This is a genomic window from Nocardioides sp. B-3 (assembly GCF_024703895.1).
Lineage (GTDB): Bacteria > Actinomycetota > Actinomycetes > Propionibacteriales > Nocardioidaceae > Nocardioides.
Genome location: NZ_CP087968.1, coordinates 1,086,795 through 1,112,003, shown reverse-complemented (window position 1 = coordinate 1,112,003; position 25,209 = coordinate 1,086,795). Strand labels below are relative to the sequence as shown.

At 69.5% G+C, this 25,209-nt stretch carries 25 protein-coding genes and 12 pseudogenes; 22 read left to right on the top strand and 15 right to left on the bottom strand.

Annotated elements, in window-relative coordinates; all coding sequences use genetic code 11:
• Nucleotides 1-86 precede the first annotated feature (86 nt).
• Entirely contained in the window at nt 87-440 is a 354-nt protein-coding gene (locus LP418_RS32780) for an ABC transporter C-terminal domain-containing protein (protein WP_442940140.1), read from the top strand.
• Between the two features lie 4 nt (nt 441-444).
• Here the strand turns inward: LP418_RS32780 and LP418_RS07470 are convergent, their stop codons facing one another.
• Together LP418_RS07470 and LP418_RS07465 are read right to left on the bottom strand one after the other, a co-directional pair.
• Nucleotides 445-867: a MarR family winged helix-turn-helix transcriptional regulator gene (locus tag LP418_RS07470; RefSeq protein WP_336275926.1), complete on the bottom strand. Its 423-nt coding sequence runs from the start codon at nt 865-867 to the stop codon at nt 445-447.
• 134 nt (nt 868-1,001) lie between these two features.
• Nucleotides 1,002-1,602, bottom strand: a pseudogene (locus tag LP418_RS07465) (TetR/AcrR family transcriptional regulator); the annotation flags it as partial.
• A 57-nt stretch (nt 1,603-1,659) separates the two neighbouring features.
• On the opposite strand from LP418_RS07465, the pseudogene LP418_RS07460 reads away from it, so the two are divergent.
• Both LP418_RS07460 and LP418_RS07455 read left to right on the top strand, forming a co-directional pair.
• A pseudogene (locus tag LP418_RS07460) lies at nt 1,660-1,887 on the top strand (DUF4442 domain-containing protein); the annotation flags it as partial.
• A 61-nt stretch (nt 1,888-1,948) separates the two neighbouring features.
• Entirely contained in the window at nt 1,949-2,131 is a 183-nt protein-coding gene (locus LP418_RS07455) for a DUF4442 domain-containing protein (protein ID WP_257955844.1), read from the top strand.
• Nucleotides 2,132-2,134: 3 nt separating this feature from the next.
• Here LP418_RS07455 and LP418_RS07450 read toward each other — a convergent pair whose 3' ends face one another.
• The 5 genes and pseudogenes from LP418_RS07450 to LP418_RS07430 all read right to left on the bottom strand — a co-directional run bounded on the left by LP418_RS07450 (nt 2,135) and on the right by LP418_RS07430 (nt 5,482).
• Nucleotides 2,135-2,782 (bottom strand): amino acid ABC transporter permease, encoded by a 648-nt coding sequence (locus LP418_RS07450; RefSeq protein ID WP_257956934.1) that lies wholly within the window; start codon nt 2,780-2,782, stop codon nt 2,135-2,137.
• A 213-nt stretch (nt 2,783-2,995) separates the two neighbouring features.
• Nucleotides 2,996-3,256 (bottom strand): hypothetical protein, encoded by a 261-nt coding sequence (locus LP418_RS07445; protein ID WP_257955843.1) that lies wholly within the window; start codon nt 3,254-3,256, stop codon nt 2,996-2,998.
• On the bottom strand, nt 3,249-3,680 hold the full coding sequence (locus LP418_RS07440) for an ABC transporter permease subunit (protein WP_257955842.1): 432 nt from the start codon (nt 3,678-3,680) through the stop codon (nt 3,249-3,251). Before LP418_RS07440 ends, LP418_RS07445 begins: the two co-directional genes overlap by 8 nt.
• Before the next feature lie 89 nt (nt 3,681-3,769).
• Nucleotides 3,770-4,429 (bottom strand): annotated as a pseudogene (locus LP418_RS07435) (transporter substrate-binding domain-containing protein); the annotation flags it as partial.
• Between the two features lie 275 nt (nt 4,430-4,704).
• Nucleotides 4,705-5,482: pseudogene (locus LP418_RS07430) on the bottom strand (amino acid ABC transporter ATP-binding protein).
• A gap of 164 nt (nt 5,483-5,646) precedes the next feature.
• Here LP418_RS07430 and LP418_RS07425 point away from each other — a divergent pair.
• Nucleotides 5,647-5,814 carry a hypothetical protein gene (locus LP418_RS07425; RefSeq protein WP_257955841.1) on the top strand — a complete coding sequence of 56 codons (168 nt, stop codon included), beginning with the start codon at nt 5,647-5,649 and terminating at the stop codon, nt 5,812-5,814.
• Nucleotides 5,815-5,865: 51 nt separating this feature from the next.
• Nucleotides 5,866-7,379 (top strand): annotated as a pseudogene (gene miaB, locus LP418_RS07420) (tRNA (N6-isopentenyl adenosine(37)-C2)-methylthiotransferase MiaB).
• Between the two features lie 31 nt (nt 7,380-7,410).
• Here the strand turns inward: miaB and LP418_RS07415 are convergent.
• The 4 genes from LP418_RS07415 to LP418_RS07400 form a co-directional block, all read right to left on the bottom strand.
• Nucleotides 7,411-8,178: a hypothetical protein gene (locus LP418_RS07415; protein WP_257955840.1), complete on the bottom strand. Its 768-nt coding sequence runs from the start codon at nt 8,176-8,178 to the stop codon at nt 7,411-7,413.
• Nucleotides 8,179-8,478: 300 nt separating this feature from the next.
• Nucleotides 8,479-8,814 (bottom strand): hypothetical protein, encoded by a 336-nt coding sequence (locus tag LP418_RS07410; RefSeq protein ID WP_257955839.1) that lies wholly within the window; start codon nt 8,812-8,814, stop codon nt 8,479-8,481.
• Nucleotides 8,811-9,686 carry an Rv0909 family putative TA system antitoxin gene (locus tag LP418_RS07405; protein WP_257955838.1) on the bottom strand — a complete coding sequence of 292 codons (876 nt, stop codon included), beginning with the start codon at nt 9,684-9,686 and terminating at the stop codon, nt 8,811-8,813. The genes LP418_RS07410 and LP418_RS07405 overlap by 4 nt, the downstream gene beginning before the upstream one ends.
• Before the next feature lie 124 nt (nt 9,687-9,810).
• Entirely contained in the window at nt 9,811-10,014 is a 204-nt protein-coding gene (locus LP418_RS07400; protein ID WP_257955837.1) for an antitoxin, read from the bottom strand.
• Between the two features lie 93 nt (nt 10,015-10,107).
• On the opposite strand from LP418_RS07400, the gene LP418_RS30430 reads away from it, so the two are divergent.
• The 5 genes and pseudogenes from LP418_RS30430 to dapF all read left to right on the top strand — a co-directional run bounded on the left by LP418_RS30430 (nt 10,108) and on the right by dapF (nt 14,215).
• Nucleotides 10,108-10,296, top strand: coding sequence for an isopentenyl transferase family protein (locus tag LP418_RS30430; protein WP_336275925.1), 189 nt, complete (start codon nt 10,108-10,110; stop codon nt 10,294-10,296).
• Nucleotides 10,293-10,391: pseudogene (locus tag LP418_RS30425) on the top strand (tRNA (adenosine(37)-N6)-dimethylallyltransferase MiaA); the annotation flags it as partial. The gene LP418_RS30430 and the pseudogene LP418_RS30425, both read left to right, overlap by 4 nt.
• Nucleotides 10,357-11,586: pseudogene (locus LP418_RS30420) on the top strand (gamma-glutamyltransferase); the annotation flags it as partial. The pseudogenes LP418_RS30425 and LP418_RS30420, both read left to right, overlap by 35 nt.
• Before the next feature lie 76 nt (nt 11,587-11,662).
• A complete protein-coding gene (locus LP418_RS32775; RefSeq protein ID WP_442940243.1) occupies nt 11,663-13,432 on the top strand; it encodes a gamma-glutamyltransferase in 1,770 nt (589 codons plus the stop codon).
• Nucleotides 13,429-14,215, top strand: a pseudogene (gene dapF, locus LP418_RS07365) (diaminopimelate epimerase). Before LP418_RS32775 ends, dapF begins: the two are co-directional and overlap by 4 nt.
• Before the next feature lie 3 nt (nt 14,216-14,218).
• Here dapF and LP418_RS07360 read toward each other — a convergent pair.
• On the bottom strand, nt 14,219-14,518 hold the full coding sequence (locus LP418_RS07360; protein WP_257955833.1) for a hypothetical protein: 300 nt from the start codon (nt 14,516-14,518) through the stop codon (nt 14,219-14,221).
• Nucleotides 14,519-14,602: 84 nt separating this feature from the next.
• Between LP418_RS07360 and LP418_RS32770 the strand changes: the two genes are divergently transcribed.
• The 12 genes and pseudogenes from LP418_RS32770 to LP418_RS07300 all read left to right on the top strand — a co-directional run bounded on the left by LP418_RS32770 (nt 14,603) and on the right by LP418_RS07300 (nt 22,606).
• Nucleotides 14,603-15,331 (top strand): SDR family NAD(P)-dependent oxidoreductase, encoded by a 729-nt coding sequence (locus LP418_RS32770; protein WP_442940138.1) that lies wholly within the window; start codon nt 14,603-14,605, stop codon nt 15,329-15,331.
• Between the two features lie 166 nt (nt 15,332-15,497).
• Entirely contained in the window at nt 15,498-15,905 is a 408-nt protein-coding gene (locus tag LP418_RS07345; RefSeq protein ID WP_257955832.1) for a hypothetical protein, read from the top strand.
• Nucleotides 15,906-16,000: 95 nt separating this feature from the next.
• Nucleotides 16,001-16,219 (top strand): thrombospondin type 3 repeat-containing protein, encoded by a 219-nt coding sequence (locus LP418_RS07340; RefSeq protein ID WP_257955831.1) that lies wholly within the window; start codon nt 16,001-16,003, stop codon nt 16,217-16,219.
• Nucleotides 16,203-16,385 (top strand): thrombospondin type 3 repeat-containing protein, encoded by a 183-nt coding sequence (locus tag LP418_RS07335; protein ID WP_257955830.1) that lies wholly within the window; start codon nt 16,203-16,205, stop codon nt 16,383-16,385. Before LP418_RS07340 ends, LP418_RS07335 begins: the two co-directional genes overlap by 17 nt.
• A 110-nt stretch (nt 16,386-16,495) precedes the next feature.
• Nucleotides 16,496-16,717, top strand: a complete 222-nt coding sequence (locus LP418_RS07330; RefSeq protein ID WP_257955829.1) for a hypothetical protein — start codon at nt 16,496-16,498, stop codon at nt 16,715-16,717.
• Nucleotides 16,718-16,763: 46 nt separating this feature from the next.
• Nucleotides 16,764-18,255 (top strand): annotated as a pseudogene (gene hflX, locus LP418_RS07325) (GTPase HflX).
• Nucleotides 18,256-18,293: 38 nt separating this feature from the next.
• A pseudogene (locus LP418_RS32765) lies at nt 18,294-18,518 on the top strand (hypothetical protein); the annotation flags it as partial.
• Nucleotides 18,517-18,765 (top strand): hypothetical protein, encoded by a 249-nt coding sequence (locus LP418_RS07320; protein ID WP_257955828.1) that lies wholly within the window; start codon nt 18,517-18,519, stop codon nt 18,763-18,765. The pseudogene LP418_RS32765 and the gene LP418_RS07320, both read left to right, overlap by 2 nt.
• Nucleotides 18,734-19,036 carry a SecDF P1 head subdomain-containing protein gene (locus LP418_RS32760; RefSeq protein WP_442940242.1) on the top strand — a complete coding sequence of 101 codons (303 nt, stop codon included), beginning with the start codon at nt 18,734-18,736 and terminating at the stop codon, nt 19,034-19,036. The genes LP418_RS07320 and LP418_RS32760 overlap by 32 nt, the downstream gene beginning before the upstream one ends.
• The gene (locus LP418_RS07310) at nt 18,958-20,268 is read left to right on the top strand and encodes a SecD/SecF family protein translocase subunit (RefSeq protein ID WP_442940241.1); all 1,311 of its coding nucleotides are present in this window, start codon (nt 18,958-18,960) and stop codon (nt 20,266-20,268) included. The genes LP418_RS32760 and LP418_RS07310 overlap by 79 nt, the downstream gene beginning before the upstream one ends.
• On the top strand, nt 20,210-20,578 hold the full coding sequence (locus LP418_RS07305; protein WP_257955826.1) for a hypothetical protein: 369 nt from the start codon (nt 20,210-20,212) through the stop codon (nt 20,576-20,578). Before LP418_RS07310 ends, LP418_RS07305 begins: the two co-directional genes overlap by 59 nt.
• A 46-nt stretch (nt 20,579-20,624) precedes the next feature.
• Nucleotides 20,625-22,606, top strand: a pseudogene (locus tag LP418_RS07300) (ATP-dependent DNA helicase).
• Between the two features lie 15 nt (nt 22,607-22,621).
• On the opposite strand, the gene LP418_RS07295 reads toward LP418_RS07300, so the two are convergent.
• The 3 genes and pseudogenes from LP418_RS07295 to LP418_RS32755 all read right to left on the bottom strand — a co-directional run.
• On the bottom strand, nt 22,622-23,914 hold the full coding sequence (locus LP418_RS07295; RefSeq protein WP_257955825.1) for an alkaline phosphatase family protein: 1,293 nt from the start codon (nt 23,912-23,914) through the stop codon (nt 22,622-22,624).
• Nucleotides 23,907-24,104, bottom strand: a complete 198-nt coding sequence (locus LP418_RS07290; protein ID WP_257957314.1) for a hypothetical protein — start codon at nt 24,102-24,104, stop codon at nt 23,907-23,909. The genes LP418_RS07295 and LP418_RS07290 overlap by 8 nt, the downstream gene beginning before the upstream one ends.
• 76 nt (nt 24,105-24,180) lie before the next feature.
• A pseudogene (locus LP418_RS32755) lies at nt 24,181-25,138 on the bottom strand (alkaline phosphatase D family protein); the annotation flags it as partial.
• Nucleotides 25,139-25,209: the final 71 nt, after the last annotated feature.

Here is a 25,209-nt window from a genome sequence, read left to right as displayed (position 1 = left end):
GCTGATCGTGGTCTCCCCACGACCGCTACTTCCTCGAGCGCGTCACCGATTCCGTCTGGGCGCTGCTCGGCGACGGCCAGATCTCGATGCTGCCGCGCGGGGTCGACGAATACCTCGAGCGCCGGGCTGCGGGCCTCGACTCGGTGGCGTCGCGCACCCTGACCGGAGGCTCCAACCCCTCCGCCGGTGGGGGCGCGTCGGGATCGGCGAAGGTCAAGCCGGGCTCCGCGGAGGAGCGGGATGCCCGCAAGGCGGTGTCCCGCATCGAGAAGCAGATCGCGCGCATCGACAAGCAGGAGAAGGCGCTCAACGACGAGATGGCCGCGTCCCTGACCGACTTCGACCGGCTGGCCGAGCTCGGCAAGCAGCTCAGCGTGGTGCAGGCCGAGAAGGAGAGTCTCGAGCACGAGTGGCTCGAGGCGTCCGACCTCCTGCAGTAGCAGCTCAGTCCTCGGGTGGGCTGAACGGCGCGAGCAGCGTGCGCAGCAGCGATGCGAGCGTGCCCCGGGCGTCGCTCGGCAGTGCTGCGATCAGCTCCGCCTCGGCCGCGAGCAGCGCCCCGAAGGCCCCGTCGACGGCGGCCTTGCCCTCGGGCGTGAGCCGCACCAGCACCCCACGACGGTCGCGCGGGTCCGGCAGTCGCTCGACAAGGTTGCGGGCGGCGAGCCGGTCGACGCGGTTGGTCATGGTGCCGCTGGTCACGAGCGTCTCTCGCAGCAGGCGTCCGGGCGACAGCTCGTACGGCGAACCCGCGCGCCGCAGCGCCGCGAGCACATCGAACTCCCACGACTCGATCTCGTGGGCCGTGAAGGCATCGCGCCGCGCGAGGTCGAGGTGGCGGGCCGGGCGGCTGATCCGGCTGAACACCTCGACCGGACCGAGGTCCGAGTCGCTGCGCTCGCGTGCCCGGGCCTCGACCAGGGCTGTCCACTTCGTCGCGCATGTCGATCAGTGTGCCAGACGCGTCGAGAATCTTGACGTCGAGAGATGGAGCGGTCAGGCCTCGGGCATCTTGCTGATCGGCGCGGGGACCCGGTGAGCCCGCTCAGACCGTTCCGAGCCATGTTGACCACGTGGCCGGCGACGACCTCGCGGGCCGGCTTGCGGGTGTCGAGCCACCACAGGCCGAGGTGGGCGATCATGCCGACCAGCATCTGTGAGTACATCGGGGAGTTCTTCGGATCCAGACCGGAGCGCTTGAAGCCCTCGCTGATCAGCCCTTCGACGCGCGAGGCGATGTCGCCCATGATCGTCTTCATGGTGGGGGAGTTCGTCGGGCTGTCCCGGACCGGGATCCGGAAGCCGTCAGGGTGCTCGTCGACGTACTCGAGCAGCGCCGGGGCAGCCTGCTCCAGCACCGTTCGTGAGGAGTCTGCGGGCACGGCGAGCGCGCGTCGCATCGACGTGAGCAGGGTCTGCACCTCGCGATCGACCACCACGGCATAGAGGCCCTCCTTGCCGCCGAAGTGCTCGTAGACGACCGGCTTGGAGACTTCCGCGCGGGGCCGCGACCTCTTCGATGGCGGTCCCCTCGAACCCGCGCTCGGCGAACGTTGCGCGCGCAACGCCGATCAGCTGCTCGCGCCGCTCGGCCCCGGTCATCCGCTTCTTCGTCGCCATGCGCAGATCCTGCCAGTTACCCACTGGTAACATGGGTACATGAGTCAGGTACAGAAGTTGTGGAGCTCCGCTTCCGCCGTCCCCGTCGTCGGCAAGCGCGCCTTCTCGATCGCGTTCTCGCAGAAGGCGCCCTACTTCGCCACGATCCGCCCGCGCTTCACGGTGGTCGAGCCCGACCACGTCGAGCTCGTCATTCCCAAGCGGCGCGGCGTGCACAACCACCCGGGCACCGTGCACGCGATCGCGCTGTGCAACGGGCTCGAGGCCGCCATGGGCGCGCTGGCGGAGGTGACGATCCCGAGCCACCGACGCTGGATCCCCCTGGGGCATGGACGTCGCCTACACCGCCAAGGCCACCAGCGACATCACCTGCATCGCCGAGACCGACCCCGAGCAGTGGACCAGCGACGAGCCCGAGCTCCACGTCCGTGTCCGCGGCGAGCGCGAGGACGGGACCGTGGTGATCGAGGGCGTGATCAAGCTGTACGTGAGCGACAAGCCTGCGAAGTAGGGCTCAGACCACTCCACCGCGGTCGGCGGCGACGTCGGCGACCATCGACACCTGGAGCACCTTCTTCTCGCCGACGAACTTGCGCTGCACGTAGTTGGCCAGCAATGTCAGCGCCAAGTTGGTGATGATGTAGCAGCCGGCCACCACGATGGTCGTCGGCACGATGTTGTTGAAGGACAGCGGCAGCTGCTTGGCGATCTTGGTCAGGCCGATCCCGAAGACGATCAGGATCAGGCTGGTGTCCTTGAGCGCCACCACGCACTGGCTGATGATCGCCGGGATCATGATCTTCACGGCCCGGGGAAGCAGCACGACGTTCATCACCTGCGTCTTGCGCATGCCGATGGCGTACGCCGCCTCTGCCTGCCCGCGAGGTACGGCGTTCACGCCGGCCCGGAACACCTCGGCCAGCACGGCGCCGTTGTAGAGGGTGAGGGCGAGCACCACGGACCAGAACGCGCCACGGGCGATGGGCATGTCGCCGAAGACGGCGTAGAAGCAGAAGATCATCAGCATGATGACCGGCACGGCGCGGAAGAACTCGACGACCAGCCATGACGCCCAACGCACCGGCCGGTGCTCGGAGAGCTTGCTGACGCCGAAGACCATTCCGAACACGACGGCGCCGAGCACCGACAGCACGGCCATGATGATGGTGTCTCGCCATGCCTCCGGGGAGCGCGTTGAGGTACTGCGGGGTGACGAACGGCTCCCACAGGGCGTACTCGAACTGACCGGCGTCGGCCAGCCGCTTCAGGGCGTAGGCGATCGCAGCGATGATCACGACCGGGGAGATGATCGTGTAGATCCGGTGTCGGGCAACCGTCTTGGGTCCCGGTGCATCGAAGAGAACTCCGGCGGCCATCAGGCGATCCTCCAGCGACGCTCGAGCGAGATGGCGACGAGCGAGACCAGCTCGACCGGGACGACGTACATCAGCGCGATGCCGAAGAAGATGCCCCAGCGCTCGTCCGCGTGGTTGTTGCTCATGATCTTCATCTGGGCGGCCGCCTCCGGGACTCCGAACACGGCGGCGACCGACGTGTTCTTGAGCAGCGCGATCAGGGTGCTGGCCACGGGCGGCACCGAGGCGCGGATCGCCCGGGGGAGGACGATCTCACGCATCACCCCGCTGAACGGGAGTCCGATCGCCCGGGCGGCTTCGGCTCCGGCCCAAGGGGACGGCGTTGACGCCCGACCGGATGGCCTCGCAGACGAAGGTGGACGTGTAGAGCGTCAGGGCGACGACGGCCGTGGAGAAGAACGAGGTGAAGTCGAAGTCACCGATGTGGACGTCGACCCAGTTGAAGTTGATGCCGATCTTGGGGGCGGCGAACTGGAAGAAGAAGAAGACCATCAGCAACGGGGTGTTGCGCACCAGCGTGACGTAGGTGGCGGCGGCCTTGTTGAGGACCGCGATCGGGCCGACCCGCATGGCGACGGGGAACGTCCCGCCGATGAGCGACAGCACCCCTGAGAACAAGAAGAGCAGGACGGTGTAGCCGAAGGCCTGCAGGACCTCGGGGAACTCGTTGATGAAGGCTTCCACGCCGCTCCTCTCGTGGGGACGGGATCGTGCTCCGGACCGGAGTCCGGGCCCGCCGTGCAGCGGGCCCGGACTCGGCTCGAGCTAGGTGCTCAGGACTCGCAGGCGTCGAGCTCGGGGAACTCCGGCGTCTCGACACCGGAGGCGCCGAGGTTGGCCTCGAAGGCCTCCGCCCGAGTGCCGGCCTCGTTGGCGGCTTCCAGCGTGTCGTTGATCCACTGGCACATCTCCGGGTAGTCCTGCGAGTAGCCGACCCCGATGCGCTCCTCGGAGAAGGGCTCGCCGACGACCTTCAGGGTGCCCTCGTTCTGCGCGGCGTAGCCGGCGAGGATCGTGCCGTCGGTCGTCATCGCCTCGACCGTGCCGTCGAGCACCTTGTCGACGCACTGGCTGTAGGTGTCGAAGCCGACCGGCTTCATGCCCTGCGCCTTGGCGTTGTCGAGCGACGTCGAGCCGGTGACGGAGCAGACTTCCTTGCCCTGCAGGTCCTCGGGGCCGGCGGCCTCGGAGTCCTCGGGGACCAGCAGCTGCTGGCCGGTGATCATGTAGGGGCCCGCCTGACCGACGACCGCACGACGCTCGTCGGTGATCGAGTAGGACGCGAGGACGAGATCGACCTTGCCGTCCACGAGGAAGGGCTCGCGGTTGTCGGAGATCGTCTCGACGTACTTCACCTTGGACGTGTCCTCGGGGTCGATGCCCGGGGAGGCGACCGGGATCTTGGCGATGTCGACGTCGAAGCCGGTCGGCATGTCCGAGCCGGTCTCGTTGAAGCCGAGGCCCGGCTGGTCGTACTTCACGCCGACGTTGATCGTGCCCGCCTCAGCGAGCTCGGCCATGCGGGTGCCGGCCTCGAAGCTGGCGTCCTCCGACGCCTCGACCTCCACGCCCTCGTTGTCGGTGCCGGCGTCGCCGCAGGCGGCGAGGCTGAGCGCGAGCCCAGACCGGCCACGACGGCCTTGGTACGGATGAATCGCATCTGCATCTCCCTTGATGTGGTGAACATTTGGGTGGAGCCCGAGTGGCGCTAGTGCTTGAGGATCTTGCCGAGGAAGTCCTTGGCCCGATCCGACTTCGGATGGGTGAAGAACTCCTCGGGGGTGTTCTCCTCGATGATCCCGCCGTCCGCCATGAAGACGACCCGGTCGGCCGCCGTCCGCGCGAAGCCCATCTCGTGGGTGACCACGATCATCGTCATGCCCTGCTGGGCGAGGTCGACCATGACGTCGAGGACCTCCTTGATCATCTCCGGGTCGAGCGCGGAGGTGGGCTCGTCGAAGAGCATCACCTTCGGCTCCATCGCCGGGGCCCGGGCGATGGCGACGCGCTGCTGCTGGCCGCCGGAGAGCTGTGCGGGGTACTTCTCGGCCACGGTGGCCGACGCCGACCCGGTCGAGCAGCTCGCGGGCCTTGGTCTCGGCAGCGGACTTGCTCAGCCCGCGCACCTTGATGGGGCCGAGCGTGACGTTCTCCGGGATCGTCTTGTGCGCGAAGAGGTTGAAGCTCTGGAAGACCATGCCGACCTCGGCACGGAGCTTGGCCAGCGCCTTGCCCTCCGCCGGAAGCGGCGTGCCGTCGAGGGTGATCGAACCCTCGTCGATGGTCTCGAGCCGGTTGATCGCGCGGCACAACGTCGACTTGCCGGAGCCGGACGGGCCGATGACGACGACCACCTCGCCGCGGGTCACGGTCAGCTCGATGTCCTTGAGCGCGTGCAGCGACCCGAAGTGCTTCTGCACCCCAGTGAGTACGACGAGTGGTTCACCTCGCCCCGCCGAGCGGGGCTCCTGCTCCAACGCGGTCATGTCGGCAACCTATAGCGATCAGTGTGTCCGGGGCCACAGGCGGGGGCGTGACCGACCAAACGTGACCGGACCGTGTCCCGACCGTTGAGTCGGTGCGCCTGACCCGTTCCCAGCGGGGTCCGGCGGTGTTTGAATCGATGCAACACCCCAACCGGGAGGACCACATGAGCGAAGGCAGCAAGAGCAGGCTCGACATGCTCAAGGACATGGCCAAGGGTGCCAAGGAGGACCCGAAGGGCGCCGCCATCTTCTTCAAGGACGTCGGCAAGATCGCCGCCAAGGAGGCGGCCGGGAAGGCCAAGGCCCGGGTGAAGAAGGCGCGCGGTCACTAGCGCCCTTTCGATTCGGGTGGCCGGTGCGGCTCGCCGTACCCTTGGCGGGTCATGAGCACCGCCATCGAGAGCCAGCCGCGCACCTACGAGGTCAAGACCTACGGGTGCCAGATGAACGTCCACGACTCCGAGCGCCTGACCGGGCTGCTGGAGGACGCGGGCTATGTCGCGACCCCCGAGGGTGAGCAGGCCGACGTCGTCGTCTTCAACACCTGCGCGGTTCGCGAGAACGCCGACAACAAGCTCTACGGCAACCTGTCCCACCTCGCCCCGGTCAAGGCGCTCAACCCCGGCATGCAGATCGCCGTCGGCGGTTGCATGGCGCAGAAGGACCGCGACACGATCATCAGCAAGGCGCCGTACGTCGATGTCGTCTTCGGCACGCACAACATCGGCTCCCTGCCCGCCCTGCTCGATCGCGCCCGCTCGCAGGAGGAGGCGCAGGTCGAGATCCTCGAGTCACTGTCGGTCTTCCCCTCGACGCTGCCGACGAAGCGAGACTCGGCGTACGCCGCGTGGGTCTCCATCTCCGTGGGGTGCAACAACACCTGCACGTTCTGCATCGTCCCCGCGCTGCGCGGCAAGGGAGAAGGACCGCCGGCCCGGCGAGATCCCGGCCGAGATCGAGGCGCTGGTCGCCGAGGGCGTCACCGAGATCACCCTGCTCGGCCAGAACGTCAACGCCTACGGCGTGGAGTTCGGCGACCGTCAGGCCTTCTCCAAGCTGCTGCGCTCGTGCGGTGCGATCGAGGGCCTCGAGCGCGTGCGCTTCACCTCGCCGCACCCGGCCGAGTTCACCGACGACGTCATCGCCGCCATGACCGAGACGCCCAACGTGATGCACCAGCTGCACATGCCGCTGCAATCGGGCTCCGACCGCGTCCTCAAGGCGATGCGCCGGTCCTACCGCTCCTCGAAGTTCCTCGGGATCATCTCGCGCGTGCGTGAGGCCATGCCCGACGCGGCGATCACCACCGACATCATCGTGGGCTTCCCCGGCGAGACCGAGGAGGACTTCCTCGCGACGCTCGACGCCGTGCGCGAGTCGCGCTTCATGAATGCCTTCACGTTCCAGTACTCACCTCGCCCCCGGCACCCCCGCCGCCACCATGGAGTCGCAGGTGCCGCCCGAGGTCGTGAAGGATCGCTACCTGCGTCTCGTCGACGTCGTCAACGAGGTCGCGTGGGACGAGGCCAAGGCGCTCGTCGGCCGCTCCGTCGAGCTGATGGTCTCCGAGGGCGAGGGCCGCAAGGACGCCGCCACGCACCGGCTCTCCGGCCGCGGTCCGGACAACCGGCTGGTGCACTTCGCGGCGGACTTCTCGCAGGTCGGGGCCGACGGGGTGCGACCCGGCGACATGGTGATCGTCGAGATCACCAAGGCTGCTCCTCACCACCTCGTCGCCGACGGCCCGGTTCTCTCCGTACGCCGCACGCGGGCCGGCGACGCCCGGGACCGCCGCAACGCTGCCCCGTCCGAGTCGCCCGCCGCCTCGGGGGTCGGCCTCGGGATGCCGACGCTCGGCGTGCCGGCCGCGTTGCCGCCCGCTCCCGCCTGCGGCTGAGCTCGTCCACCGCTTCACTGTGGACTCGGTGTCACCCAGCGACATCAAGTCCACAGTCAGGCAGTCCGCACGAAGTCGGCACTCCGAGCCAGCCACGCGCACGGTGCAGTGCGGCCACCTTGCCGGCCGTCTCGCAGGTCCGGTCGAACACCCGGCCCCAACCCGGGCAGAACCGTGCCCTTGCCGTCGACCGCCGCGTCGAGGTCTCGCTCGAGATCGGCGTCGCGCTGCGTGGCGCTGTCGTGGAAGAGCCGGCCGTCGAGCTCCGACGATCTGACCGTTGTCGTGCTCGGTGTCGCGGTAGACCACACGGGTGCCGTCGCTGCTGCGCACCTGACGCTCGCCCATGGGCAGCCCGTGCGGTCGGACGACGCGATCGAGGTAGCCGTGCTCGAGCACCGAGCAGGTGCCGTCCGCGATGTCGGTGAGGACGCTGCTCATCCACTCCCGACGGGGAATGCGCATCCGCGATGCGACCTCGGCGGCGAGCCGGGCCGCGGTCGAGCGACGCGACTGCACCATGTCGGCGAGGGCTGACAAGGCCGCCATGTCCGTGAGGGCGTGGGCCGCAACGTCGATGCCGGCGTCCTCGTAGCGCAGCCGCGGGGGTCCGGTGTTCCACAGCGCGCTCGGAGAGGCGATCGATGCGGCGTACCCGAACTCCGGCCGGAGCAACGACGGTCCGGGCCTGATCGATGGCCACCTCGATGGTGGTGAGGTCGCGGCTGGTCTTGCCGGGCCCCTCATGAGCACGGAGCGCGGACTGCCCGGACAGCGCAGCCGGCCGGGCGTGGAGCACACCGGCCCAGGGCTCGCTCCAGCCACGTCGGATCGCCCGTGTGGTTGTGGTAGACCCCGGGATGGATGATCGCGAGCTCGCGTCTGCGCACCATGCGCCGGATGCTCGGAGCCGTCTCTCCGGCCGCCCGGGAGCTGGACGCGCGAGATGACCCCGGCTTGGTCGTCGAGGAAGTCGTCGATTCCCCAGTCGTCGGGCCATGCCCTGCTCGTCTCGCTCATGGCGAGAGCTTCCCCGCGGCGGACGCACGTCAGTCGTGTCAGGTGGCGGCTGTGGAAAACGTTGAGTGTGGACTCGGTGTCACCCGGTGACACCGAGTCCACACTCAGCGGGAAGCAGCGTCAGGCCGGCGGCTCGACCGACCCGTCCTCGGCCTCCCTGGCCTGCCTCGGGGTCCGTCTCCTCGCCGGTCTCGGCGTCGGCTGCATCCCCGTCGGGAGACTGGGTCTTCTCGGTGTCCGGCGCGGTGATCTCGGGAGGCATGATCTCGTCGACGGCCGGGTTGGCCGAGGGATCCGGGTCGCGCGCAAGCCCTTCGTCGTCGCTGTCGTCGGGGAGTGCGTCAGCGCCGCCGGGGTTGGGTTCCTTCTCCTCGACGACCGGGTCGGGCTTCGGGCCGAGATCTGCGTCGTTCATCGCTGTCCTCCATTGTCGGTGTCGAATCCGTGGCTGAGGTAACGCTGGTCGGTGCCGAGCTGGCTGAGGGCGAAGGCCTCATGGGGCACCATCGGCGACGGCAGGTCTGACAGCGGGCACCAGCGCAGCTCGCCGGCCTTGTCCGGCTCCACGATCCGGGGATCGCCGGACCGAGAGCGTGCGGTGAAGAAGAAGTCGACGCGTTCGTCGATCGGCTCGCCTCCCCGGGTGCGCTGCATCGTGAACTCGAAGCGCAGGTCGACCGCGCTGATGCCGAGCTCCTCGGTTGCCTCGCGCTGGGCTGCGGCGTACGCCGTCTCGCCCCGCTCGACGTGTCCGGCTGCGGCAGCGGCCCAGTGGCCGTCCATGTAGGGCGTGCCCTGACGCAGCTGCAGCAGCACCTCCGGCTCGCCGGCACCGTCGCGAAGCAGATAGACGTAGGAGGCAGGCACCACCACAAAGCTGTCGGTCACGCGTTTCAACCTAGTCGGCGCGACCGACAGCTCGGCCACGGCTACGGCGCGGGAGTGACGGGCTCGGTCGGCTCGGTCGGCTCGGTGGGAATCGTCGGCGGAGCCGGCTCGGTCGGGGGCGGTGGGTTCGGTGGGTTCGGTCGGGACGCCCGGCGCGGGCGGAGCCTCTGTGTCGGCTGGCGCCTCGGTGTCGGGCGCCTCGGGGGGCGTGCCGAGGTCGTCGTTCTGACCGTCCAGCCCGTCGAGGGCGTCGGCGGCCTTGTCGACACCCGCCCGGATCTGCTCGGAGTACTTCCCGCCGGTCTTGTCGTCGACGAAGTCGCCGGCCTTCTCCAGTGCGCTGTCGATCTGCTCGCCGTACTTGTCGACGGCGTCGCCGAGTCCGCTGTTGGTGCTCATCACAACTCCCGAGAAGTCATGGCCGGGGCTGTCCCGGCCCGGGTCCAGTCAAGGCAGACCACGTGAGCAAATGCAACAGGCCGTCCACCCGTGAGGGGTGGACGGCCCAGAGCGAGCAGACGGATTACTTGATGTCGTCGTTCTGGCCGTCGAGCGAGTCGAGGGCGTCGGCCGCCTTGTCGGTGCCGGCGTCGATCTTGTCCGAGAACTTGCCGCCGGTCTTGTCGTCGACGAAGTCACCGGCCTTGTCGAGGCCAGCGGCGATCTTGTCGCCCCGGCTGTCGACCGCGTCGGTGAGCTTGTCCTTGGCGTCGTCGAGGAATCCCATGTGCTTCTCCGATGCTCGGTGCGGCCCCCGTTGAGACCGCTCACGGTTTGAAACACTAGCCAGCATGTCCACGGATGCGCACCCCTCCCGATCGTGGCAATCGTCGGGGCGACGGCATCGGGCAAGACGGGTCTGAGCCTCGACACGGCGACGGAGCTCGGCGGCGAGATCGTCAACACCGATGCGATGCAGCTCTACCGCGGCATGGATGTCGGTACGGCGAAGCTCCCCCGTCGCAGCGCCGCGGGATCCCGCACCACCTGCTCGACCGGCTCGACGTGACACAGACGGCGACGGTGCACGACTTCCGGGGCTGGGCGCGCGACGAGATCGCCGAGATCCGTGGCCGGGGCAAGGTGCCCGTGCTGGTCGGCGGCAGTGCGCTCTACACCCGCGCCATCCCTGGACCGCTTCGAGTTCCCCGGCACCGACGAGTCCGTGCGCCGCGAGCTCGAGGGGGAGCTCGAGCTCGTGGGAGCGAACACGCTGCACGAGCGCCTCGAGCGACTCGATGCCGAGGCCGCTGCGAAGATCGGCCCCGACAACGGCCGTCGCATCGTGCGCGCCCTCGAGGTCATCGCGCTCACCGGCCGCCCCTACTCCGCCAGCCTTCCCACTCCGACCTACGCCGACCCGCACAGCCTGCAGATCGGCGTCGACATCGACCGGCCCACCCTCGACGCGCGCATCGAGACGCGGGTTCGCCAGATGTACGACGAGGGGCTGGTCGAGGAGGTCGAGCGGCTGCTCGACGAGGGGCTCGAGCGGGGCCAGACGGCGAGGCGCGCGATCGGCTACCGCGAGGCCACGGCCTTCCTTCGCGGGGAGATCACCCGCGACGAGGCAGTGGAACGCACACAGGCAGCAACTCGACGTTTCGCGCGCCGACAGGACGGCTGGTTCCTGCAAGGACCCGCGCGTCGTCTGGGTGCGGTTCGACGACGAAGACAGGCTCGAGAAGGCACTCGCGGCTCTCGACAGATCGGCGACCACGGAGCAAGGTGGGGGGATCTCAACTCTCGGGAGGTAACCATGCGTCTCACCCCTGCCCCGGCGACGTCCGCCCTCGTTGCCGGCCTCCCGGTGGCCGCGCCACCGGCCCCGGCCGACACCCCTGCAGACCGACCGACCGGCAAGAGCCCGACCGCCGTCGGCAAGGGCGGTGCCGTCTCCACGGTCGATCCGGAGGCCAGTGCGGCCGCCCTCAAGGTGCTCAAGCAGGGCGGCAACGCGGCCGATGCGGCCGTCGCTGCCGCTGCCACCCTCGGCGTCACCGAGCCCTACAGCGCGGGCATCGGCGGCGGTGGCTACTTCGTCTTCTACGACGCCGAGACGGGCAAGGTCAGCACCATCGACGGCCGCGAGACCGCGCCGAAGAAGATGCCCAACGACGCATTCATCGACCCGGCCACCGGCAAGCCCTACCCCTTCACGCCCGACCTCGTCACCAGCGGCGTCAGCGTCGGCACGCCCGGCACGCCGGCGACCCGGGAGCGCGCGCTGAAGAAGTTCGGCACCCTCACGATGGCCGACGCGCTCAAGCCCGCCATCAAGGTCGCGACCCGCGGCTTCGTGGTCGACGAGACGTTCCGCAGAGCAGACGCTCGACAACGAGGAGCGCTTCCGCGCCTTCCGCGCGACCAAGAAGCTGTTCCTGCCGAAGGGCGACGCGCCCAAGGTCGGCTCGATCTTCACCAACCCCGAGCTGGCCGCGACCTATGCCGACATCGCCGAACGCGGCACCGGGGCCTTCTACCGTGGCGACCTCGCGAAGCTGATGGTCGACATCGTGCGCAAGCCGCGCACCACCAAGGGCACCGACCTGCCGGTGCCGAGGGGCTATCTGTCCCGCAGCGACCTCAAGGACTACAAGGTGCTCGGCCGGGCGCCGACCAAGGTCACCTACCGCGGCTACGACGTCTACGGCATGGCCCCCTCGTCGAGCGGCGGCTCCACCGTGGGCGAGGCGCTGAACATCCTCGAGCGCACCGACTTCACCGGGAAGCCCCCCGAGCAGGTGCTGCACACCTACCTCGAGGCCGGTGCCCTCGCCTTCGCCGACCGCGCGAAGTACCTCGGCGACCCGCGATTCGTCGACGTACCCCTGCCGACGCTGCTCAGCGACAAGTTCGCCGCCGAGCGCGCCTGCGCCATCAATCCGGTCAAGGCGGCGACGAAGCCGGTCGCGGCGGGTGACGCCGCGGCGTACGACGGGATCTGCCCGACGCCTGCCGCGAGCGGGACGACCGGCACCGACACCGAGAACATCTCCACCACCAACCTGACGGTCGCGGACAAGTGGGGCAACGTCGTGGAGTACACCCTCACGATCGAGCAGACCGGCGGCTCCGGGATGGTCGTGCCCGGCCACGGCTTCATCCTCAACAACGAGCTGACCGACTTCTCGACCGTCTACGACGCCGCCGACCCCAACCGCATCCAGCCGGGCAAGCGCCCGCGCTCGTCGATGAGCCCGACGATCGTGCTCAAGGACGGCAAGCCGTTCCCTGGCCCTCGGCTCGCCCGGCGGCTCCACGATCATCACCACGGTGCTGCAGATGCTCGTCAACCGGATCGACACGGGCATGACCATCGAGGAGGCCATTGCGGCGCCGCGATCGAGCCCGCGCAACACGGCCAGCGTGACCTCCGAGCCCGAGTTCATCACGGCGTACGGCGCCGCGCTGACCGCCCTCGGCCACACGTTCGTCCCCGCGGGCGACGCGTTCACGAGCCGGGCACAGATCGGTGCGGCGACGGCGATCGAGTTCGGACCCGGTGGCCGGATGACCGCGGTCGCGGAGCCGGTCCGTCGTGGTGGTGGATCGGCGAAGGTGGTGCAGAAGGAGTAGGAAGATGCCATGAGAACCGTCTTCTACAGCGCGACCACCCTCGACGGCTTCATCGCCGACGAGCACGACTCGCTCGACTGGCTCTTCGTCCGGGACCGGGACGAGAGTGGCCCGCTCAACTACGGCGACTTCATCAAGGACGTGGGCGCCATCTGCATGGGCGCGACGACCTACCAGTGGGTTCTCGACCACAACGCCCGCACCGGCGAGGAGTGGGCGTACGAGCAGCCGTCGTGGGTGTGTTCACCCACCGTGAGTTCGCGCCGCACGAAGGCATCACCTTCACCGCGAACGACGTGCAGGACGTCCACGAGGAGATGGTGACCGCGGCAGGCGGCAAGGACGTGTGGGTGGTGGGCGGTGGTGACCCGGCCGGCCAGTTCGCGGACGCGGGGCTCCTCGACGAGCTCATCCCTCTACATCGCACCCGTCACCCTCGGCGCGGGTCGCCCCGCTCTTCCCGCGCCGTCGCGACCTCGTGCTCCTCGAGCTCGAGCAGAACAAGGCCTTCGCGTGCGCTCGCTATTCCGTCGGTCCTGCGCGCGCCTGACACAATGAGGGGGTGAGCTACCGCTTCCTCAAGGGCCATGGCACGGAGAACGACTTCGTGCTCCTGCCCGACCCCGACGGCACGATCCACGGTGACCTGAGCGCCGACCGGGTCCGCGCCCTGTGCGACCGCCGCGCCGGCATCGGTGGCGACGGAGTGCTGCGGGCCGTGCGCGAGGGCGAGCGCTGGTTCATGGACTACCGCAACTCCGACGGTTCGATCAGCGAGATGTGCGGCAACGGCATCCGCGTCTTCGCCCGCTACCTCCTCGACCACGAGGGCGCCACCACGCCGCTCGAGATCGACACCCGCGCCGGCATCAAGACCGTCACGCTCGACGGCGACGACGTCACCGTCGACATGGGCGCGCCGGAGGTCTTCGCGAGCACCAAGGTGAGCGTCGACGGCGTCACCCACGAGGCCCTGCACGTCTCCATGGGCAACCCGCACGCCGTGACCTTCGTCGACTCGCTCGACGAGGCCGGCAGCCTGCTCGTCGAGCCCGGCTTCGACCGGGCCGTCTATCCCGACGGGGTCAACGTCGAGTTCGTCGTACGCCGCAGCGCACACCACGTCGCGATGCGCGTGCACGAGCGCGGTTCCGGAGAGACCCGCTCCTGCGGCACCGGCGCCTGCGCGGTGATGGTCGCCGCAGCGCTGGCTGACGACGCACCTCGCGAGACGGCGTACACCGTCGACGTCCCCGGCGGCAGCCTTCGGATCACCCTGGACCACCGACGACCGGATCCTGATGACGGGGCCGGCCGTGCTGGTCGCCGAGGGCACCAGCGACCTCTGACGCTCAGCGCGCTCGCACGAGAGTGAGGATCTCTTCGAGCTTGGCGTCTATCCCGTCGAAGCGTTGATCGACCCCGTCGAAGCGTTGATCGACCCCGTCGAAGCGTTGATCGACCCCGTCGAAGCGTTGATCGTGCACCTCAAGAGCGGCGGCCAATTCGTCAAGGCGGTTGCCCCGGCGAGCCAGAGTCGCCGCCATGTTGTGCTGGGAAGCCGAGATAGTGCCGAGGAGGTCGTAGATGGACTGCACATCATTGTCCAACTGCCGCACCTTCCGCTCGATCTGCGCGGGTGTCATCGTCATGACATCCGACCCTAGGCAGCCACTGTGCCACGCACCATGGGGTCCGGACCATCTGTGGACAACGGGTACACCTAGGATCCGCGCATGGACATCTCCGGAGCCTCAGCCATCGTCACCGGCGGAGCCAGCGGCATCGGTGCCGCGGCCGCCCGCGCCCTCGCCGCTCGCGGCGCGATCGTCGTCGTCGCTGACATCAACACCGAGCTGGGCGAGGCCCTCGCGGCCGAGATCAAGGGCGTCTTCGCCCGCGTCGACGTGACCGACACCGAGCAGATCGCGGCCGCCGTCGAGGCCGCCGCGGAGATCGCTCCGCTGCGCGCGTGCGTCAACTCCGCCGGCATCGGCTGGGCGCAGCGCACCATCGGTCGCGACGGTGAGCTCGCCTCCGCCCACGACCTCGGTGCGTTCCGCAAGGTGGTCGAGATCAACCTGATCGGCACCTTCGACATGACCCGCCGGGCTGCGACCGTGATGAGCCGCAACGAGCCCGACGCCGACGGTCAGCGCGGTGCGATCGTCAACCTCGGCGTCCGTCGCGGCGTTCGACGGCCAGATCGGCCAGTCGTCCTACTCCGCCTCCAAGGGCGGCGTGGTCGGCATGACGCTGCCGATCGCCCGCGACCTGTCGGCCGCCGGCATCCGCCTCAACACGGTGGCGCCCGGCCTGATCGACACCCCCGATCTACGACGCGTTCCCCAACCCGGATGAGTTCAAGGCCAACCTCGGCCAGAACGTGCTGTTCCCCAAGCGCCTCGGCCACGCCGAGGAGCTGGCGAGCATGGTCGTCGAGTGCATCACCAACTCCTACATGAACGGCGAGACCATCCGTGTCGACGGCGGCATCCGGATGCCGCCGAAGTAGTCCGCAGGTTTGGAGTGGCCGGGCAGAACCTCACGACGGGCGCCGTCCGGCGTACCATTCCGTCGTGAAGTTCTCGGGGAGCGCGTTCGCTGGCGGGCGCCACAGCTCTCGCGCTGGTGTCGGGCCTGCTCGTCGCCTTCGGTGGTACGGCGCCGGCGACCGCGACCCCAACCGCCCCGGTGCGGGTTCTGTGTGTCCAGACGTACACGGGGCCGCCAGCCGCCATCGCCGTGACCACGACGGATGCGGTGAAGTTGAGCCCGAGCAGCCTCTCCGTCACGCGGCCGGGCGGCTACACGGGAACTGTCGTCGACATCAACGTGATGGTCAACGCCACCCATGCCGACGCCTCCTTCTTGTCCTACGACCTCCCCGGCGCCCGTCGTCACACAACGCAACGTGCTTCAGGCAAGGTTGCCGGGAAGTGGCGCCCGGGTCGCACCACTGACCTGGGACGACCGAGGCGCCGACGAGATACGCGGCAACTTCCATCGCCGGGAGCTACCAGCCTCATGCGCCGCTGAATGCGAAGCACGCCGGCACACCGGCCACCGGCACCTGGAAGATCCACCTCTACAACCTCTCCAAGACGATCGCTGGCACGCTCAATTCCCGGTCGGTGACCATCACCTTCTCCACGTGCGACGACGATGCGGACGGCGCGGAGGACCGCGCCGTCGACAACTGTGTCGGGCTTTCCAACCCCGACCAGATCGACCCGGACGGCGACGGGGTGGGCAACCCCTGCGACGACGACCTCGACGGTGACGGCGTGGTCAACAACTCCGACAACTGCCTGACCCCGGCCAACCCCGACCGGGGTGGACTCGGACGGTGACGGATCGGGTGACCCGTGTGACAGCGACACGGACGGGGACGGTGTCGTCGGCCCGGACAACTGTCCGACGGTCGCCAACGCCGACCAGCTCGATTCCGATGGCGACCGGGCCGGCAACGCCTGCGACCCCCGACGACGACGCCGACGGCAAGGCCGACACCGTTGACCGCTGCCCCCCGGCAGGATCGTCGAGCTCGAGCGGTTGCCCGAAGGTCGAGCGGACCCTGAAGCTCAAGCAGAAGTCGCGGGTGCTGGTCGGGGAACCTCTCCGCCGACGTGGCCGGCTGCGAGGCCTGTCAACGTGCCACGGTGTGGCAGGCCGAGAAGGGCAAGGACCGGCGCATCGATCGCGCCCGCACCGGCTCGTCCGGCCGGTTCAAGACCAAGCTCGGGCGGCGTACCGGAAAGTTCTATGCCAAGGTCTCGGCCGGGACGATTGCCGGGGTCGGGGACTGTGCAGCCGCGAAGTCACGCAAGGTGACCGTGCGCCGTCGCTGACTAATTGTTCGCGGTCCGTCGAGCCCCGGCCTACTCTTGAGGCCATATGACGAACGCACCTGACTTCAACCTCGACGCCGCCCTCAACGCGACCGACGACTGGGACGACTTCGAGTCCGGCTATGCCGACGACCCGGTCTCGCCCGACGGGCCCGACCCCGAGGACCTCGAGCTCACCACCGGCGAGCAGGACCCGGCCGAGCGACACCTGCTGCGCCGCGTGGACGGGCTCCGCACGGAGCTCCGGGACATCACCGAGGTCGAGTACCGCCAGCTCCGGCTGGAGAAGGTCATCCTCGTCGGCGTCTGGACCTCCGGCACCGTCGAGGACGCCGAGAACTCCATGGCAGAGCTCGCCCTGCTGGCCGAGACGGCCGGCTCCGAGGTGCTCGACGCGATCTACCAGCGGCGGCAGACGCCCGACCCGGCCACCTTCATCGGCCGTGGCAAGGTCGAGGGGCTGTTCGAGATCGTGCAGGCCTCCGGCGCCGACACCGTGATCCTCGACGGCGACCTCGCGCCCAGCCAGCTGCGCAACCTCGAGGACAAGCTCAAGGTCAAGGCGATCGACCGGACCGGGCTGATCCTCGACATCTTCGCCCAGCACGCGAAGTCCAAGGAAGGTCAGGCGCAGGTCGAGCTCGCACAGCTGCAATACATGAAACAGCGGCTGCGTGGCTGGGGTGGCAACCTCTCCCGCCAGGGCCGGTGGCCGCGTTGCCGGCGGCGAGGGCATCGGTGGCCGTGGTCCCGGTGAGACGAAGATCGAGACCGACCGGCGCCGCATCAACAGCAAGATCGCCAAGCTCCGCAAAGAGCTCAAGGAGCTCAAGGGCACCCGCGCGACCATGCGCCGGGAGCGCTCGCGCAACCACATCCCGAGTGTCTCGATCGCGGGCTACACCAACGCCGGCAAGTCCTCGATCCTCAACCGGCTCACCGATGCCGGGGTGCTCGTCGACGACTCGCTCTTCGCGACTCTCGACCCGACCACGCGCCGTACGACCACCCGCGATGGACGTGTCTACACGATGTCCGACACCGTCGGGTTCGTGCGACACCTGCCGCACCAGCTGGTCGAGGCGTTCCGCTCCACCCTCGAGGAGGTGGCCGACTCCGACCTGATCCTGCACGTCGTCGACGGCTCGCACCCCGACCCCGAGGGCCAGCTGGCCGCGGTGCGCGAGGTGTTCGCCGAGATCCATGCCTCGAAGGTCCCCGAGCTGGTCCTGATCAACAAGGCCGATGTCGCCGACCCGATGGTGATCGCCCGGCTGCTGGCGCGTGAGCCGCACAGCGTCGTGGTCAGCGCCAAGACCGGCGAGGGCATCGACAAGGCCCCGGCCGCCATCGAGTCGGAGCTGCCGCGCCCGACCGTGCAGTTCGAGGCGCTGCTGCCCTACGAGCGTGGCGACCTGCTCAACCGGCTGCACCAGAAGGGCGAGATCGAGCACCTCGAGCACACCGGCGACGGCACGCTCGTCCGGGGCCGGGCCAACGCCGACCTCGCGAGCGATCTCGCGGCCTATCCGGTCTGACCTCCCCGATTGCAGTGCGCCGGGACCCCTGAGGGAGGATGTCGCGCATGTCACGCGGCGCCCTCGTTCGTTTCCTGCTCGTCCTCGGTCTCCTCGGCGGCTGCCCGGCCCTCACGCTGAACCAGAAGCCCAACCCGGGCCCGGATCTGCGGGGTGGCGCGCAGTTCGTCTTCCGGGCGACGGGGACCGAGTCGACCGAGGCGACCGCCGAGAACGTCGACAAGACCGTCGAGGTGCTGCGCGGACGCGTGGACGCTCTGGGTGTCGCCGAGTCGACGCTCGCTCGCCGGGGCGACGACCGCATCCCCGGTCGAGCTGCCCGGCGTCACCAACGACGAGGAGGCCCGGGCGGCCGAGGAGCGGATCGGCCAGACCGCGCGACTCACCGTCCACCCGGTCGTGGCGACCGTCGCCAGCGCGGACGCGAAGCCGTCCAAGAAGGGCAACCCCGGTCGTCCCCGACGAGGGCGGCTCCTTCATCGAGGTCGGTCCCACCGCGCTCGAGGGTGAGGACATCACTGACGCCAACGCGGCCACGCCGCAGAACGGTGTCGGTTTCGTCGTCAACGTCGACTTCAGCAGCAAGGGATCGGACGCCTTCGGCAAGCTGTCGGCCACCGCGGCCTGCGCCACCGGCGACGCCAACCGGATCGCGATGGTGCTCGACGGCACCTCCATCTCCAGCCCGTCCGTCAACGTCCCCTGCGGCGGCAACATCAGCAACAGCACCGAGATCTCGGGCGACTTCTCCCAGACCGAGGCCAGCGACCGGCGGCGCTGATCGAGGGCGGCGCGCTGCCGCTCGAGCTCGAGCTGATCTCCGACCGCCTCGTCGGCCCGACCCTCGGCGCCGAGGCGATCGACGCCTCGATCGAGGCCGGCATCATCGGTCTGCTCCTGACCGGCATCTTCATCATGGTCGTCTACCGCCTCGTCGGCGCGATGGCGACGCTGGCGCTCACGTCCTACGCCCTGCTCGCCTACGCCATGCTGCTCGCGCTCGGCTCGACCCTGACCCTGCCCGGCCTCGCCGGTTTCGTGCTCGCCATCGGCATGGCGATCGACGCCAACGTGCTGGTCTTCGAGCGCGCCCGCGAGGAGTACGCCGAATACCCCTCGGCCGGTCTTCGTCGTGCCCCGGCGGTCGGCTTCAACAAGGCGTGGTCGGCCATCATCGACTCCAACGTCACGACCCTGCTCGCCGCCGCGCTGCTGTTCATCCTCGGCTCCGGCCCGATCAAGGGCTTCGGTGTCACCCTCTCCATCGGTGTCATCGCGTCCATGGTCTCGGCGCTGATCATCGCCCGCGTGCTCTCCGAGATGAGCGTCTCCACCAAGGCCGTCGAGAGCCGCCCCGCCATCAGCGGCCCGGGCAACATCGGCAAGGTGCGCGAGTGGCTCGACAGGTCCGACTTCGACATCATGGGCAAGCGCCGCATGTGGCTCGGCATCTCCGGTGCTGCGCTGGTGCTGGCCGTGACCGGCATCGTGACGCAGGGCCTCAACCTCGGCGTCGAGTTCACCGGCGGCCGCCAGCTCGACTACTCGGTCTCCAAGGACGTCACGGTCGACGACGCCCGCGCAGCGATCGCGGACGCCGGCTTCCCCGAGGCCGTCGTCCGGGGCGCTGACACGGCCGACTTCACCGTGCGCACGAGTGAGATCAGCAACGACGAAGAGCAGCAGATCGAGGACGCCCTCAGCGCCATCGGCGGCGACGTCGAGAAGATCGACGACCAGACGATCGGTGCCTCCCTCGGCCGGGAGCTGCGAGACAAGGCGCTGATCGCCTTCGGCATCGCGCTGTTGGCTCAGCTGCTCTATCTCGCCATCCGCTTCAAGTGGACGTTCGGTGTCTCCGCCGTCGTCGCGATGGCCCACGACGTGGTGCTGGTGGTGGGTCTCTTCGCCTCGGCTGGAGAAGCCGATCGACGGCATCTTCCCGGCGGCCGCGATGACCATCATCGGTCTGTCCGTCAACGACACGGTGGTCGTCTTCGACCGCATCCGTGAGCGCTGGTTCGCGTCCCGGCCGGAGGACAGCTTCTCGGCCATGGCCAACCGCGCCGCCATCGAGACGATGCCGCGAACGGTGAACACCGGTCTCGGCACGATGTTCATCCTCGCCGCGCTGGCCGTCCTCGGCGGCGACTCGCTGCGCGACTTCGCCATCGCCCTGCTCGTGGGTCTGATCGTCGGCACCTACTCCTCCGTCTTCACCGCCACCCCGATGCTCACCTACTTCCGGGAGAAGTGGCCGATGGGTCGGACCAAGCGCGAGAAGGTCGTGCGCACGCCGGACGACTCCGGCGCCGTCATCTGACCTGTGCGTACGCCGCACTGTCGGTGCTCGCCCGTAGGGTTCTCGGGTGCCTGACACCCAAGCCCCACCCGCGCGCAGGACCCCAGATGTCACCGGGGTGCTCGGCGCTGCGGTGACGGCCCTCGGCGGGCAGGAGCGGGCCGGCCAGATCGAGATGGCCACCCGGGTCTCCCCGGGCCCTCGTGGACGGCAAGCACCTGCTCGTCCAGGGCCGGCACCGGCACCGGCAAGTCGCTGGCCTACCTCGTCCCGGCGCTGCTCCACCACGACCGCGTCGTGGTCGCCACCGCGACCCTCGCCCTGCAGCACCAGCTCGTCGAGCGGGACATCCCGAGGCTGGTCGAGGCCATCGGCGACCGAGTCGATGCGACGTACGCCGTGCTCAAGGGCCGGGGCAACTACGCGTGCCTGCACCGCATCCGTGAAGGAGTGCCCGACGAGCAGGGCGCGCTCGTCGACGTCCCCACCGGATCGATGGCGGAGAAGGTGCTCGAGCTCCGCGCGTGGGCCGAGAAGGAGTCCGAGGACTCCGGCACCGGCGAGCGCGACAACGCGCCGCGCCACACCGACCGCGAGTGGCGCCGGGTCAGCGTCAGCCACCGCGAGTGCCTCGGCGCCACCAAGTGCCCCTTCGCCGCGGAGTGCTTCGCCGAGCGCGCGAAGGAGAAGGCGCAGCGCTCGCACCTGATCATCACCAACCACTCGCTGCTTGCCATCGACGCGATCGAGGGGGTGCCGATGATCCCCGACTACGACGCGGTGGTCATCGACGAGGCCCACGAGCTGACCGCCCGCGTGACGCAGGCGGCGACCGACGAGCTCGCGGTCAACGACATCGAGCGCGCGTCGCGGCGCTCCCAGCGCTGGGTGGAGGACGAGTCGGCCGACGCGCTCGGCGAGGCCGCCGACTCGCTGGCCGAGGCGATCGAGGCGACCACGCCGGGCCGGATCGAGCGACTCTCCGACCAGCTGGGCGAGGCGCTGGCGCTCGTGCGCGACGCCGCCCGCACGTGCCTCTCGGCCTTCCCCAAGGAGACGTCGGGCGGCGACGGCGGCGACGCCGGCCGCACCCGTGCCAAGGGCATGGTTCAGGACGTCTTCGTCAACGCCGAGCGGATGGCCGCCAACCTCGAGAGCGACGTGCTGTGGCTCAACGAGGCGCGCGACCGCATCCCGGCGCGGCTGCACGTCGCGCCGCTCCGTGTGGGGGCCGATGCGCGACAAGCTGCTGACCGACAAGACCGTCGTCTTCACGAGTGCGACGCTGATGCTCGGCGGCGACTTCAACGCCGTCGCCACCTCGCTCGGCCTCAAGCCGACCGAGCGCGAGGCCCCGTCACGCTCCGGCGAGGTGCTGCCCGGCGGGGGATCGACGTCGGCTCACCGTTCGACTACGGCCAGCAGGCGATCTTGTACGTCGCCCGCCACCTGCCGCCTCCCGGCCGCGACGGCCTCGTGAAGTCCCAGCTCGACGAGATCTGCGAGCTGGTGGACGCCGCGGGTGGTCGCACCCTCGGGCTGTTCTCGTCACGCCGGGCGGCCGAGACCGCGGCCGAGGTCGTGCGCGAGCGCCTCCCGTACCTGACGACGCTCGCCCGGGGGCGACGCGCAGCTGCCCGAGCTCGCCAAGCAGTTCGTCGAGGACCCGCACACCTGCCTGTTCGGCACGCTGTCGCTGTGGCAGGGGCTCGACGTGCCGGGGGAGACCTGCCAGCTGGTGCTGATCGACCGCATCCCCTTCCCGCGCCCCGACGACCCGCTGATGTCCGCGCGCCAGAAGGCCGCCGACAAGGCTGGCGGCAACGGTTTCATGCAGGTCGCCGCCACCCATGCCGCGCTGCTGCTGGCCCAGGGGCGCCGGGCGGCTGATCCGCACGACCTCCGATCGCGGCGTCGTCGCCGTACTCGATCCCCGGGCTCGCGACCGCTCGCTACGGCTCGTTCCTCAAGGCCTCCCTGCCGCCGATGTGGACCACCACCGACCCCGCGCTCGTGCGCAAGGCGCTGGCCCGGCTCGCCGAGGGCTGAGCGCCCCGGCAGACGTCAGCGCGGCAGCCGCGACCGACCGTCGTAGCCGCCGCGCGGTCCGCCGACGCCGAAGAAGTCGGCGAGCGTCGGCGCCACGTCGATCGTGCGTGCCTCCGCCGAGCGCGACACACCGCGCGGCACCCGGGGGTGTCTACCGCCGATGAAGAACGGGATCGACTTGGTGGCCGGGTGCCCGTGGTTGCCCGGGATCGGGTTCGAGGTGAGCGACGGGTCGCTGAAGCGCCAGCCGGCCCTGCAGAACACGACGACGTCACCGCCGAGCGGACCCGTGCGCAGCCGGGTCGTGCGCCGTGGGTCGTGGGCCGAGAGCACGCCCTCGACGGAGGTCGCCAGTGCCACCATCCGGGCCACGGCGGCATCGCGCTCCGCGACCGGGCCGGTGAAGTAGAGCAGGTCGGCGCCGCCGTTGTCGGCGATCTGGACCTTCCCGGCGAGCAGTGGATCCGCCTCGAGCACGGGAGCCGGGGAGATCACCGCGTCCGGTCGCGACCAGTCCATCGAGTGGTCGGCGAGCACGATCACGATGGACTCGTCCCAGCGACCGGCCGTCTTGAGCGCGTCGACGAACCGGCCCACCTGCACGTCCGTCGTGGCGAGGGCGGTCTGGCGCAGGACCTTGAGCCCGAGCGGTCCGGTGAGGTCGCTGTGGCCGAAGCGGTCGATGTCGCCGAGGTTGACGAACATCAGGTGCGGGTCGTGCTCGGCCAGCATCGCCGGGGCCGCCTGCATGGTGAAGACGTCGGGCGCGTGCCCGGACACCGGCACGATCGGGGCCGGCTCCCAGCGGTGCGTGGCGCGGCCGCCGAACACGCCGTACAGGTATTCCTTGGACAGGACCGTGCCGGTGCTCAGGCCCGCCTTGTTCAGGCGCTCGATGACCGTGCGCACCTTGATGTCCGTCGGACGATCCATCTCGCGTACGGCGCCGAGTGTGCGGTCGAAGATCGAGTTGGCCGGGACACCGCTGCGGTCGGGCCGCACCCCGGTCATCATCATCACGTGGTTGGGGATGGTCTCCATGATCGGGACCGACGACGCGTAGGGGTGGTTGAGTCCGGCGTCGCGCAGCGCGCTGGTGCGCGGCATGAGGCCGGGCGTGATCTCGTCGGGGCGACAGCCGTCGAGGACGAGCACGTAGGCGCGCTTGGCGGACTTGGAGGCGAACGCCGGGTCGAAGCCCACCAGCGTCGAGAGCAGCGTTGCTCCGCCCGCCGCGAGCAGGGTGCGCCGACCGGCGCGGATCTCGGCGAGCCCGTCGCCGAACGCCGTGGACCGTGACTCACACATCGCTGCCTCCGACCGGCGCGGAGACCGGGACGACCTTGTTGGTGCCCGAGAGCGTGGCCCACGACGCGGACCACGACACCCCGGCCCCGGGATCCCTGCGGTCGCCGATGACGAAGTAGTCCATCTGCGCGCGAGCCGGCGTCAGGTCGAAGACGGAGAAGCCGTGATCGTCGAAGTTGAGGTACTTCACGTGCCGGTTGTTGGCCTCGGATGGTCGCCTCGACCGCGAGGCTGGTCGTGCGCGCGGGCGTGCCGGTGATGTCCTTGAGGTTGTTCGAGGTCACCGACGTGCAGACGAACTCGACGCCCGCCGACTCGCCGACCGGATAGGTGGCGACGTCGTAGGGCAGGTCGCAGGCCCACGCTGAGTGGATGTCGCCGGTGAGGAAGACGACGTCGCGCAGCCGACGGTCGCGGATCGCGGTGAAGAGCTCGCGCCGGTCGTCGGTGTAGCCGTCCCACTGGTCCACGTTGTACGGCGCACCGTCGCGCGGCAGGATCCCGGTGACGTCGTTGAGCGGGTCGATGAGCTGGGTCGGCAGCTGCGCGAAGGTGACCGGCGCGATCATCACCGGGTTGCCGACGATCTTCCACTGCGGCCGGGCCCGGCGCAGCGACGACGTGAGCCAGTCGAGCTGCTCGCGGCCGGTGATCGTGCGATCGGGATCGCTCACCTTCGCCTCGAGGCTCGGCACCGGCGTCGGCGCAGTCGTGGCAACCTGCTCGTCGCGTGTAGGTGCGCAGGTCGAGCATGCTCAGCTGGGCCAGCTTGCCGAAGGTGAGCTCGCGGAACAACTGGGTCCCGTCTCCGACCTCGGCCGTGCCCTCGAGTCGCACGGGCATCCATTCGTCGTACGCGCGATGGGCCCGCTGGCGCCGTACGAGGTAGTCGCCTTCGTCCGGCTGGTGGTTCTCGGCGCCGTCCTTGAACTGGTCGTTGGTGACCTCGTGGTCGTCCCACGTGACGATGAAGGGATAGCGCGCGTGCAGCGCCCGGAGGTCGGGGTCGAGCTTGTACTGCGCGTGCCGCTGGCGGTAGTCGGCCAGTCGCACCATCTCGTGGGCGGGTACGTGGGCGCGGACGTCCACGTCGGCCCGGCCGTAGCCGTACTGTCCGGGGCCGTACTCGTAGAGGTAGTCGCCCGGGTGCAGGACTGCGTGCAGGTCGTCGCGTCGGGCCAGTGCCTGTACGCCGAGAACCAGCCCGCCTGCAGGTTGGCGCACGAGACCACGCCGAACCGCAGGTTGGCGGGTGTGGCGTCAAGCGCCGGCGCGGTCCGGGTGCGACCGACCGG

Excerpts from the sequence above, each read along its gene's own strand:
- LP418_RS07410 (WP_257955839.1), bottom strand. The coding sequence starts at position 8,814 with ATGAACGACGCAGATCTCGGCCCGAAGCCCGACCCGGTCGTCGAGGAG.
- LP418_RS07360 (WP_257955833.1), bottom strand. The coding sequence starts at position 14,518 with ATGACGATGACACCCGCGCAGATCGAGCGGAAGGTGCGGCAGTTGGAC.
- LP418_RS32770 (WP_442940138.1), top strand. The coding sequence starts at position 14,603 with ATGGACATCTCCGGAGCCTCAGCCATCGTCACCGGCGGAGCCAGCGGC.
- LP418_RS07455 (WP_257955844.1), top strand. The coding sequence starts at position 1,949 with ATGGACGTCGCCTACACCGCCAAGGCCACCAGCGACATCACCTGCATC.
- LP418_RS07305 (WP_257955826.1), top strand. The coding sequence starts at position 20,210 with ATGACCATCATCGGTCTGTCCGTCAACGACACGGTGGTCGTCTTCGAC.
- LP418_RS07425 (WP_257955841.1), top strand. The coding sequence starts at position 5,647 with ATGAGCGAAGGCAGCAAGAGCAGGCTCGACATGCTCAAGGACATGGCC.
- LP418_RS07295 (WP_257955825.1), bottom strand. The coding sequence starts at position 23,914 with ATGTGTGAGTCACGGTCCACGGCGTTCGGCGACGGGCTCGCCGAGATC.
- LP418_RS32780 (WP_442940140.1), top strand. The coding sequence starts at position 87 with ATGCTGCCGCGCGGGGTCGACGAATACCTCGAGCGCCGGGCTGCGGGC.
- LP418_RS07400 (WP_257955837.1), bottom strand. The coding sequence starts at position 10,014 with ATGGGATTCCTCGACGACGCCAAGGACAAGCTCACCGACGCGGTCGAC.
- LP418_RS07445 (WP_257955843.1), bottom strand. The coding sequence starts at position 3,256 with ATGCGTGAGATCGTCCTCCCCCGGGCGATCCGCGCCTCGGTGCCGCCC.
- LP418_RS07405 (WP_257955838.1), bottom strand. The coding sequence starts at position 9,686 with ATGAGCACCAACAGCGGACTCGGCGACGCCGTCGACAAGTACGGCGAG.